At 65.2% G+C, this 7,299-nt stretch carries 5 protein-coding genes; 4 read left to right on the top strand and 1 reads right to left on the bottom strand.

Annotation, left to right across the window (positions count from 1 at the left end; translation table 11 throughout):
- Positions 1 to 16: 16 nt before the first annotated feature.
- Positions 17 to 697 (bottom strand): leucyl/phenylalanyl-tRNA--protein transferase, encoded by a 681-nt coding sequence (aat, locus tag AKL29_RS29385; protein ID WP_028332261.1) that lies wholly within the window; start codon positions 695 to 697, stop codon positions 17 to 19.
- Positions 698 to 920: 223 nt separating this feature from the next.
- On the opposite strand from aat, the gene AKL29_RS29380 reads away from it, so the two are divergent.
- The 4 genes from AKL29_RS29380 to AKL29_RS45740 all read left to right on the top strand — a co-directional run.
- Positions 921 to 2,366: a DASS family sodium-coupled anion symporter gene (locus AKL29_RS29380; protein WP_050386568.1), complete on the top strand. Its 1,446-nt coding sequence runs from the start codon at positions 921 to 923 to the stop codon at positions 2,364 to 2,366.
- Positions 2,367 to 2,544: 178 nt separating this feature from the next.
- A complete protein-coding gene (locus AKL29_RS29375; RefSeq protein WP_167350429.1) occupies positions 2,545 to 3,852 on the top strand; it encodes an MdtA/MuxA family multidrug efflux RND transporter periplasmic adaptor subunit in 1,308 nt (435 codons plus the stop codon).
- Complete coding sequence (locus AKL29_RS29370) at positions 3,849 to 6,956, top strand: MdtB/MuxB family multidrug efflux RND transporter permease subunit (protein WP_050386567.1); 3,108 nt, start codon at positions 3,849 to 3,851, stop codon at positions 6,954 to 6,956. Before AKL29_RS29375 ends, AKL29_RS29370 begins: the two co-directional genes overlap by 4 nt.
- Positions 6,957 to 6,959: 3 nt before the next feature.
- Positions 6,960 to 7,299: efflux RND transporter permease subunit (locus AKL29_RS45740; RefSeq protein WP_244482493.1), on the top strand; the 340-nt coding region annotated here is incomplete at its 3' end.

The following is a 7,299-nucleotide window of genomic DNA, read 5'->3' as shown; positions in this document are numbered from 1 at the left end:
TACGTGCACCACAAGATCAATTGCGCGCGGCGATGATTGCCAGCGCGTCGGCACCCTTGACCGGCTGGGTGGCGTCGAGCTTGCGGAAATCCGCCGGCGCGCCCGTGATCGCCTTGTCGAGCAGCGTGCGATAGCGGCGGCGCGAGATCTCGATCGCGCCGAACGTCCTCAGGTGCTCCGTCACATATTGCGTGTCGAGCAGCTCGAACCCGCCCGCCATCAGCCGCGCCACCAGATGCACCAGCGCGACCTTCGATGCGTCGCGCGTGGTGTGAAACATGCTTTCGCCGAAGAAGGCGCGGCCGAGGCTGACGCCGTAGAGCCCGCCGACCAGATCGTCGTCCTGCCAGACCTCGACGCTGTGGCAATGGCCCGACGCATACAGCCCGACATAGAGATCGCGGATGCGCCTGTTGATCCAGGTGTCGTCGCGGCCGGGCTGCGGCGCCGCGCAGCCGGCGATCACGGCCTTGAACGCGGTATCGACGGTGACGGTGAAGGCATCCGAGCGCACGGTGCGCGCGAGGCGAGAGGCGACACGGAAGCCGTCGAACGGAATCACGCCGCGCAATTCCGGCTCGACCCAGAACAGGGTCGGATCGTCGGCGCTCTCCGCCATCGGGAAGATGCCGCAGGCATAGGCGCGCAGCAGCACCTCGGGCGTGATCTCGGAGGAGGCGGAGTCGCGTGACGTCATGCCGCCAAGGATAGCAAAGCGCGGGCGGTCTTGCGATGGGGGCTGCCACCGGGACGCTACGTGTTGACGAAACGCGCCGGTTCCTCCACAAGCCGCGCCGTTCCGCCGCAGTTTCCCGAGACGGACTGCGCGGTCGTGCTAGATTGCAACAAAAAGATGGCGGCGCTGCCGGGACAAGGTGGCTCGCGCGCCCGACAATCGACACAGGTGAGGGGGACGCTGCATGAAATGGTCATGGCGGACGTTTGCGCCGTTGCTGGTCTGGCTGGTGATCTATCTGGTCCCGGTGCCTTCGGGGCTGAACGCCAATCAGTGGCACTATTTCGCGGTGTTCGCCGCCGTGATCACCGGGCTGATCCTTGAATCGATGCCGGTCGGCGCGGTCGGTCTGATCGGCCTGACGGTCGCCGGCATCGGCGGCTATGTCGAGCACGACCCGAACAAGTCGCTGCGCTGGATGCTCGGCGGCTTTTCCGAGAGCACGGTGTGGCTGATCGTCGGCGCCTTCGTGTTCTCGATCGGCTATCGCAAGAGCGGGCTCGGCCGCCGGCTGGCGCTGCTCTTGGTGCGCGGCCTCGGCCGCCGCACCATCGGGCTCGGCTACGCGGTGGCGTTCTCCGATCTCGTGCTGGCGCCGGCGACGCCGTCCAACACCGCGCGCTCGGGCGGCACCATCTATCCGATCGTCAGCAACATCCCGTGCATCTACGGCTCCGAGCCCGGCCCGACCGCGGGCAAGATCGGCACCTTCGTGATGTGGACCGCGTTCGCGACCACGGCCGTCACGAGTTCGCTGTTCCTGACCGCGCTGGCGCCGAACGCCGCCGCGCTCTCGATCGCCAAGAAGCTCGTCAACATCGAGGTCGGCTGGTCGCAATGGTTCATCGGCTTCGCGCCGCTCGGGATCCTCTTGCTGCTGCTGGTGCCGCTGCTCAGCTATCTGGTCTGCCGGCCCGAGATCAAGGAGAGCCCGGAGATCGTGACCTGGAGCGAGGGCGAGCTCGCCAAGATGGGGCCGCCGTCGCGGCACGAATGGATCATGGCGGTGCTGGTGGTGCTCGCGATGTTCCTGTGGATCTGCGGCTCCAATCCCAATATCAGCGTGCCGCTGCTCGGCTCGAACTTCATCAACGCGACCACGGTCGTGTTCGTCGTGATCTCGCTGATGCTGCTATCAGGCGTGATCGCGTTCGAGGACATCGTCGCGGAGAAGAGCGCGTGGGAGGTATTTTTCTATTTCACCTCGCTGCTCACGCTGTCGTCGGGCCTCAACGAGATCGGCTTCATCAAATGGGTCGCCGAGGGCTATGCCAAGCCGCTCTCCGGCACGTCGCCGCTGGTCGGGATGATCCTGCTCGTCACCTTCTTCTTCTGGATCCACTATTTCTTCTCGAGCATCACCTCGCATACCGCCGCCGTGCTGCCGGTGGTGCTCGCCGTCGGCTCCAGCATTCCCGGCCTGTCGGTGCAGACCTTGATGCTGCTCTGCGTCTATTCGCTGGGCCTGATGGGCGTGATCTCGCCCTATGCCACGGGACCGGCGCCGATGTATTACGGCAGCGGCTATATCGGCAAAGGCGACTTCTGGAAATTCGGGCTGATCTTCGGCCTGATCTACTTTGCCGGATTGTTGCTGATCGTGTTGCCCTGGTTACAAATGATCGGGTAAAATAGCCACAATCCAGCGAGAAACAGCCGCCGACCGGGAAGGAGCACTTTCCTTTCCGATTCTTAACGCGCTTTGTCCGGCAGGAGCCTTCAAAATGCTTCGTCGGATGTGGCGCGCGCGGAGTTCAGGGGACACATAGAGCCGCGCGAGCTCGTTCGTGTTTCTTCGTGGGCAAGTTATGGACCAGCAGATCAAAGACCCGTCGATTTTAGCGCCCGAGCAAACCAGGCGAGGGTCGCGTTGGCGGGGGGTTCTGACGGGATGTCTCGTGCTGGCGGTGCTGGCAGGCATCGTCTGGTGGACGCGGCAGCAGGCCGCGCCGCCGCAGGCCGGTGGCGGGCGCAACGCCGGGCCGATGTCGATCGTGCCGGAGACGATCGGCAAGGGCGATATCGGCGTCAGCCTGAATGCGCTCGGCACCGTGACGTCGCTCGCGACCGTGACGATCAGGAGCCAGATCAGCGGCTATCTGATGAAGATCGATTTCAAGGAGGGCGACGAGGTCAGGAAAGGCGACCTGATCGCCGAGATCGATTCGCGCCCCTATGAGGCGACGCTGGCGCAGGCCAAGGGCCAGCTCGCCCGCGACGAGGCGCAGCTGAAGGGCGCCCAGGTCGATCTCACGCGCTACCAGAACCTCGCCGCGCAGAATGCGGTGCCGCACCAGACGCTAGACACCCAGGTCGCGCTGGTCGCGCAGTATCAGGGCACGGTGGAAGCCGATCGCGCTTCGGTGAAGTCGGCCGAGGTGAATTTGCAATATTGTCACATCGTGTCGCCGATCAACGGGCGCGTCGGACTGCGCCAGGTTGATCTCGGCAACTATGTGACGCCGGGCGATACCAACGGCCTCGTCGTGATCACGCAGCTCGAGCCGATCAGCGTGCTGTTCACGCTGCCGGAGGACAATCTGCAGGCGGTCGCGAAGCGGTTGAAGGAGGGCGCGGTGCTGCCGGCGGCGGCCTATGACCGCAGCGGCGCCAACAAGCTCGCCGAGGGATCGTTGCAGACCTTCGACAGCCAGATCGATGCGACCACCGGCACCATCAAGCTGCGCGCGCAGTTCGAGAACGATAAGCGCACACTGTTTCCGAACCAGTTCGTCAACGTCCGCCTGCTGCTCGATACCCACAAGGATGCGACGACGATGTCGACCGCCGGCATCCAGCGCGGTGTCCCCGGCACCTTCGTCTATCTCGTCAACGGCGACAGCACGGTCTCGGTGCGGCCGGTCAAGCTCGGCGTCACCGATGGCGACCGGGTCGAGGTGCTGTCCGGGCTCGTGGCCGGCGATCGCATCGTGATCGACGGCGCCGACAAGCTGCGCGAGGGCGCCAAGGTGGTCGTGCGCTCCGCCGCCGCCGCCGCGAACCCGGCCGCTGCGGCCAAGGGGGCGGCGAAGGGAGACGGCAAGGGAGATAGTAAGGACGGCGCTGATCCCGGAGGCGGCCACCACAAGCGGTCCGAGGACGGGCAGAAGAAATGAACCCGTCGCGGCCATTCATCCTGCGGCCGGTGGCGACGACCCTGATGATGATCGCCATCATGCTGTCGGGCATGCTGGCGTTCAGATTTCTCCCGGTCGCGGCGCTGCCGGAGGTCGACTATCCGACCATCCAGGTGCAGACCTTCTATCCGGGCGCGAGCCCCGACGTGATGACCTCGTCGGTGACGGCGCCGCTCGAGGTGCAGTTCGGCCAGATGCCGAATCTGACCCAGATGAGCTCGGTGAGCTCGGCGGGCTCGTCCGTGATCACGCTGCAATTCGGCCTGTCGATCTCGCTCGACGTCGCCGAGCAGGAGGTGCAGGCCGCGATCAATGCCGCGGGCAATCTGCTGCCGTCGGACCTGCCGGCGCCGCCGATCTACGCCAAGGTCAATCCGGCCGATGCACCGATCCTGACCCTCGGCCTGACCTCGAAGACCATGCCGCTGACCCAGGTGCAGGATTTCGTCGACACGCGGCTGGCGCAGAAGATCTCGCAGCTGCCCGGCGTCGGCCTCGTCAGCATCAGCGGCGGCCAGCGGCCCGCGGTGCGCATCCAGGCCGATATCCGCAAGCTCGCGGCCTATGGCCTCAACATCGACGATCTCCGTACCACGCTCGGCAACGCCAACGTCAACACGCCGAAGGGCAATTTCGACGGCGCGATGCGCGCCTACACCATCAATGCCAACGACCAAATCCGCAATGCCAGTGACTACCGCTCGCTGATCATCGCCTACAAGAACGGCTCGCCGGTCCGCCTCAGCGATGTCGGCAACGTCGTCGACGGCGCGCAGAACGACAAGCTCGGCGCCTGGATGAACGAGACGCCGGCGATCATCCTCAACATCCAGCGCCAGCCCGGCGCCAACGTCATCTCGGTGGTGCAGGGCATCAAGGATCTGCTTCCGCAGCTGCAGGCCACGCTGCCGGCCGCGATCGACCTCAATATCCTGACTGACCGCACCGTCACGATCCGGGCCTCGGTGCGCGACGTCGAATACGAGCTGTCGCTCGCCGTGATCCTGGTCGTGCTAGTGATCTTCGTGTTCCTGCGCTCGACCCGCGCCACGCTGATCCCGAGCCTGTCGGTGCCGCTCTCGCTGGTCGGCACGCTGGGTGCGATGTATCTGTTCGGCTTCAGCCTGAACAATCTGTCGCTGATGGCGCTGACGATCGCGACCGGCTTCGTGGTCGACGACGCCATCGTCGTGATCGAGAACATCTCGCGCTACATCGAGGAAGGTGAGTCGCCGCTAGAAGCTGCCTTGCGCGGGTCCGAGCAGATCGGCTTCACGATCATATCGCTGACGGTGTCGCTGATCGCGGTGCTGATCCCGCTGCTGTTCATGGGCGACGTCGTCGGCCGCCTGTTCCGCGAATTCGCCATCACGCTGTCGGTCACGATCCTGATCTCGGCCGTGGTGTCGCTGACCCTGGTGCCGATGGCCTGTGCGAAGCTGCTGAAGCCGGAGGCCATGACGCGCGAGAACACCTTCCAGCGGCTCAGCCGCGAAGGCTTCGATGCCGTGATCGCGATCTACGCCCGGATGCTCAACTGGGTGCTGGATCGCCAGACCTTCGTGCTGCTGATCGCGCTCGCCACCTTTGGTCTGACGGCGCTGCTCTATGTCGTCATCCCCAAGGGCTTCTTTCCGGTGCAGGACACCGGCGTGATCCAGGCGATCTCCGAGGCGCCGCAATCGGTGTCCTATGCGGCGATGGCCGAGCGGCAGCAGCGGCTCGCCAGCGCGATCCTGAAGGACCCGGACGTGCAGAGCCTGTCCTCGTTCATCGGCGTCGACGGCACCAACACCACGCTGAACAGCGGCCGCATCCTGATCAATCTGAAGCCGCATGAGCAGCGCAAGGCCAATGTCTCGACGATCATGGACCGGATCAAGGCCAGCACGGCGGCGCTGACCGGCATCACGCTCTACATGCAGCCGGTCCAGGACCTCACCATCGAAGGCACGGTGAGCCGGACGCAGTATCAGTTCATCCTGCAGGATGCCGATCCGAACGAGCTTGCGGAATGGACGCCGAAGCTGGTCGACAAGCTCCGGGAATTGCCCGAGCTCAGCGACGTCACCAGCGATATTTCGGCGCAGGGGCTTTCGGTGTTCGTCGACATCGACCGCGACCAGGCTGCGCGGTTCGGCATCACGCCGGCGACGATCGACAACGCGCTGTACGATTCCTACGGCCAGCGCATCGTCTCGACCGTCTTCACCAATTCGAACCAGTACCGCGTGATCCTGGAAGCCGATCCGTCGCTGCAGACTTCGCTGGATTCGCTGTCGTCGATCTATCTGCCGTCATCGGTGGGCTCGACGCCAGTGCCGCTGTCGGTGATGGCCAAGATGCGGGTGGAGACCGCGCCGCTGCAGATCTCGCATCTCGGCCAGTTCCCGTCGGCGACGGTCTCGTTCAACCTCGCGCCCGGCGCCTCGCTCGGCGGGGCGGTGACGGCGATCAAGCGGGCCCAGGCCGACATCAACCAGCCGCTCGGCATGATCACGAGCTTCCAGGGCGCGGCGCTGGCGTTCCAGTCCTCGCTCTCCAACCAGCTGTTCCTGATCCTGGCCGCGATCATCACGGTCTATATCGTGCTCGGCGTGCTCTATGAGAGCTTCATCCATCCGTTGACCATCCTCTCGACACTGCCCTCGGCCGGCATCGGCGCGCTGCTGGCGCTGATGATGGCCGGCCAGGATCTCACCATCATCGCGATCATCGGCATCATCCTTCTCATCGGCATCGTGAAGAAGAATGCGATCATGATGATCGACTTCGCGCTCGACGCCGAGCGCAACGAGGGCAAGCCGCCGCGGGAGGCGATCTACCAGGCTTGCCTGCTGCGGTTCCGGCCGATCATCATGACGACGATGGCGGCTGTCCTCGGCGCGCTGCCGCTGATGCTCGGCAGCGGCGCGGGGTCCGAGCTGCGGCATCCGCTCGGTATCTCGATCGTCGGCGGTCTCTTGGTGAGCCAGCTGCTGACCCTGTTCACGACACCGGTGATCTATCTCTGGTTCGATCGCCTCGCGCTGCGGTTTGCCGGGCGGGCAGACGAGATCGGCGAGGCGAGCGGGTCGCGTTGAGCCATGGATCCGTCAACGCCCTTCATCCGTAGGCCGGTAGCGACCACGCTGTTGACGTTCGGGCTCGCGGCGGCCGGCATCGTCGCGTTCTTCAAGCTGCCGGTGTCGCCGCTGCCGCAGGTGGATTTCCCGACCATCTCGGTGCAGGCGACGCTGCCCGGCGCCAGCCCGCAGGATGTCGCGACCACGGTCGCCAGTCCGCTCGAGCGCCATCTCGGCCAGATCGCCGATGTCACCGAGATGACGTCGTCGAGCTCGGTCGGCGCGACCCGCATCACGCTGCAGTTCGGGCTGAACCGCGACATCAACGGCGCGGCGCGCGACGTGCAGGCCGCGATCAATG

It is taken from the genome of Bradyrhizobium pachyrhizi, assembly GCF_001189245.1.
GTDB lineage: Bacteria > Pseudomonadota > Alphaproteobacteria > Rhizobiales > Xanthobacteraceae > Bradyrhizobium > Bradyrhizobium pachyrhizi.
This window is presented reverse-complemented; position numbering and strand designations above follow the sequence as displayed.

What these genes read in the sequence shown, in the direction of transcription:
- aat (WP_028332261.1), bottom strand. Translation starts at nt 697, where the DNA reads ATGACGTCACGCGACTCCGCCTCCTCCGAGATCACGCCCGAGGTGCTG.
- AKL29_RS29375 (WP_167350429.1), top strand. Translation starts at nt 2,545, where the DNA reads ATGGACCAGCAGATCAAAGACCCGTCGATTTTAGCGCCCGAGCAAACC.
- AKL29_RS29370 (WP_050386567.1), top strand. Translation starts at nt 3,849, where the DNA reads ATGAACCCGTCGCGGCCATTCATCCTGCGGCCGGTGGCGACGACCCTG.
- AKL29_RS29380 (WP_050386568.1), top strand. Translation starts at nt 921, where the DNA reads ATGAAATGGTCATGGCGGACGTTTGCGCCGTTGCTGGTCTGGCTGGTG.